This window comes from Arthrobacter sp. (assembly GCF_030540645.1).
GTDB lineage: Bacteria > Actinomycetota > Actinomycetes > Actinomycetales > Micrococcaceae > Specibacter.
This window is the reverse complement of sequence record NZ_JAUNVV010000145.1, coordinates 1-3,347: the sequence shown is the minus strand read 5'-3', so window position 1 is coordinate 3,347 and position 3,347 is coordinate 1. Positions and strand designations below refer to the sequence as shown.

Genomic DNA, 3,347 nt, shown 5'->3' with positions numbered 1-3,347 from the left:
ACATCCAGCGGGATCCCCACCGGGCAGACAGCCGTGCATTCGCCAATCTGCGTGCAGCCACCGAAACCCTCGGCGTCGTGCTGGTTGACCATGGCCAGTGCCCTCTCGTGGCGTTCGGGCTGTCCTTGGGGGAGAACTCCCAGGTGGTTGGCCTTGGCTCCGGTGAAGAGCATGCCCGAGCCGTTGGGACAGGCGGCGATGCATGCCCCGCAGCCGATGCAGACGGCGGCGTCAAAGGCGCGGTCGGCGTTCTTCTTGGGCACCAGCGTTGCTGCTGCGTCCGGCGCCGACCCCGTCGGGGCGCTGATGTAGCCGCCTGCTTGGATGATCCTGTCCATGGCACTTCGGTCCACGATGAGATCCCGCAGGATCGGGAAGGATTCGGAGCGCCACGGTTCAATGTCAATGGTGTCGCCGTCGTCGAAGTGGCGCATGTAGAGCTGGCAGGTGGTGGTGAGCGCTTCAGGGCCGTGGGCGATCCCGTTGATGACCAGGCTGCACATGCCGCAGATGCCTTCACGGCAGTCGTGGTCAAAGGCGACGGGTTCGTCTCCCGCGGCGGTGAGCTGGTCGTTGAGCACGTCGAGCATTTCCAGAAAGGACATGTCGGGGGAGATGCCATCCACCTTGTAGCTGACCATCCGGCCGGCGGCGGCTTGGTCGTGTTGACGCCAGATGCGCACTGTGATGTTCATTTGTAGCTCCTCTGCGCCAGTTCGACGTTGTGATACTCGAGGTTTTCCTTGCGCAGCCGTGGAGGGGAGCCTTCGCCGGTGAATTCCCACGCCGCAACATAGGCGAAGGCATCATCGTTGCGCAACGCCTCGCCGTCGTCCGTCTGACTTTCGGTGCGGAAGTGGCTGCCGCAGGATTCCGCCCGGTGGAGGGCGTCGATACACATGAGTTCAGCAAGTTCGAAGAAGTCTGCAACCCGGCCGGCCCGTTCCAAGGTCTGGTTCAGTTCCTCATTGCTGCCGGTGACCTTGACGTTGGTCCAAAACTCGTCCTTGAGTGCACGGATCAGGCCAACGGCATGTTCGAGGCCCTCGGCGTTGCGTTCCATCCCGCAGTACTCCCACACGAGGGCTCCGAGCTCCTTGTGGAAGGAGTCAACGGTGCGGTTGCCGTTGATGGACAGGAACCGGTTGAGGCGTTCATGGACGGTTTCCAGCGCCTTCACTGCCTCCGGGTGGGAGGAATCTGCGGCGTCCGCCGGGTTTTTGGCGAGGTAGTCGTTGATGGTGTTGGGCAGGATGAAGTAGCCGTCGGCTAGGCCCTGCATCATCGAGCTGGCACCGAGCCTGTTGGCGCCGTGGTCGGAGTAGTTGGCCTCGCCGATGACGAACAGGCCGGGAATGGTGCTCTCCAGGTCGTAGTCAACCCACAACCCGCCCATGGTGTAGTGCACGGCCGGGTAGATGCGCATCGGCGCCCGGTACGGATCCTCATCGGTGATCTTTTGGTACATGTCGAAGAGGTTGCCGTATTTCTCCTCGATTGCGTCCCTGCCCAGCTGGGCCATGGCGTCGGCCAGGTCAAGGTAGACGCCACGCCCGCCCGGTCCCACCCCGCGCCCGGCGTCGCACTGGTTCTTTGCTGCACGGGAGGCCACATCTCGGGGGACGAGGTTGCCGAAGGCGGGATATTGGCGCTCAAGGTAGTAGTCCCGTTCATCCTCGGGGATGTCCTCTGGTTTCCGCGGGTCTCCGGCCTTCACCGGCACCCAGATCCGACCCTCATTGCGCAGCGACTCGCTCATCAGCGTCAGCTTTGATTGGTGTTCGCCGCTGACCGGGATGCACGTCGGGTGAATCTGGGTGAAGCACGGATTGGCGAACAATGCGCCCTTGCGGTGGGCCCGCCATGTAGCGCTCGTGTTGCACCCCATGGCATTGGTGGATAAGTGGTAGACGTTGCCGTATCCCCCCGAGGCGAGCACGACGGCGTCGGCCATGTGGGTCTCCAGCGTCCCGTCCACGAGGTCCCGGACCACCACGCCGCGGGCCTTTCCGTCGATGACGATGAGTTCGAGCATTTCGTGGCGGGTATGCACCTCCACCGTTCCGGCGCTGACTTGGCGTTCGAGGGCTTGGTAGGCGCCGAGCAGCAGTTGCTGGCCTGTCTGGCCGCGTGCGTAGAACGTCCTGGACACCTGCACCCCGCCAAAGGAGCGCGTGTCCAGCAATCCGCCGTAGTCTCGGGCGAATGGGACTCCCTGGGCAACGCATTGGTCGATGATGGCGGAACTGACCTCCGCGAGGCGGTAGACGTTGGACTCTCGGGAACGGTAGTCTCCGCCTTTGACTGTGTCGTAGAAGAGCCGACGGATACTGTCGCCGTCATTGCGGTAGTTCTTGGCGGCGTTGATTCCGCCTTGGGCTGCAATGCTGTGGGCGCGTCGGGGGCTGTCCTGGTAGCAGAAACTCTTCACGTGGTAGCCGGCTTCACCTAAGGTGGCCGCTGCCGAGGAGCCGGCCAACCCGGTGCCAACAATGATGACGGAGAGCTTGCGCCGGTTGGCAGGGTTGATCAGCTTGGCGCCGAAACGGCGGGCCTCCCACTGGTCCTGAAGCGGCCCTGCGGGGGCTTTCACATCCTGAATCGGTTCTCCCACCGTGAATAACGGCTCCATCAGCTCACCCATCCTGCGAAGATTGCCAGCGGCGGAACGAGAAAGCCCACCAGAATGATCAGCATGACAACGGTAGCCAGCTGGTTGAGGAAGCGTCGTGTGCCGACCGATTTGTTGGCACCCAGGGAAGCGAACGCACTCCAGATTCCATGACGCAAATGGAAACCGAGGGCGATGAGGGCGATCACGTAAGAGAGTACGACCCACCAAATTTGGAAACCGTTGACCATTCTTTGGTAAGGGCTCGCAGAAGCTCCGCCGGGCGCAATGACATCCACAGACAGGTGCAGCAGGTGGTAGATCACGAAGAGGCCGATGACGACCCCACCCCAACGCATCGTGAACGAGGCATAGGTCCGTTGGACGCCGCGGCGGTTCCTGGTGGTCTCGTATCTCCAACCACCCTTGCCTGCCGTGGCCCGGCGAGAGCGGTGCCACAGGATGAAGGCCGAAAAGATGTGGAGCAACACGCTCGCCAACAAAATCACGCGCAGTATCCACAACGCCCCGGCGTGCGGGAGCAGGGGCTGGCCAATCTCGCGCAAGTACGCGGCGTATCCGTCAAACCCCTGTTGGCCTTCGAAGACCTTCAGGTTGCCGTACATGTGGGCCAACAGGAAAAGGACCATGATCAGCCCGGTGACCGCCATTGCTGCATGTAGCGCTACCGATGACCGCGCTGCGGTGGAGCGCACACCGGCCACATTGCCAGTAC

The 3,347-nt window shown here is 62.6% G+C and carries 3 protein-coding genes; all 3 read right to left on the bottom strand.

Going from position 1 to position 3,347, the window contains the following annotated elements; all coding sequences use genetic code 11:
* On the bottom strand, positions 1-695 hold a 695-nt coding region (locus tag Q4P21_RS16010; RefSeq protein WP_303389714.1), incomplete at its 3' end, for a succinate dehydrogenase/fumarate reductase iron-sulfur subunit.
* The gene (locus Q4P21_RS16005) at positions 692-2,644 is read right to left on the bottom strand and encodes a fumarate reductase/succinate dehydrogenase flavoprotein subunit (RefSeq protein WP_303389713.1); all 1,953 of its coding nucleotides are present in this window, start codon (positions 2,642-2,644) and stop codon (positions 692-694) included. The genes Q4P21_RS16010 and Q4P21_RS16005, both read right to left, overlap by 4 nt.
* Positions 2,632-3,347 (bottom strand): succinate dehydrogenase cytochrome b subunit (locus Q4P21_RS16000; protein WP_303389712.1); only part of this gene is annotated, 716 nt, incomplete at its 5' end. The genes Q4P21_RS16000 and Q4P21_RS16005, both read right to left, overlap by 13 nt.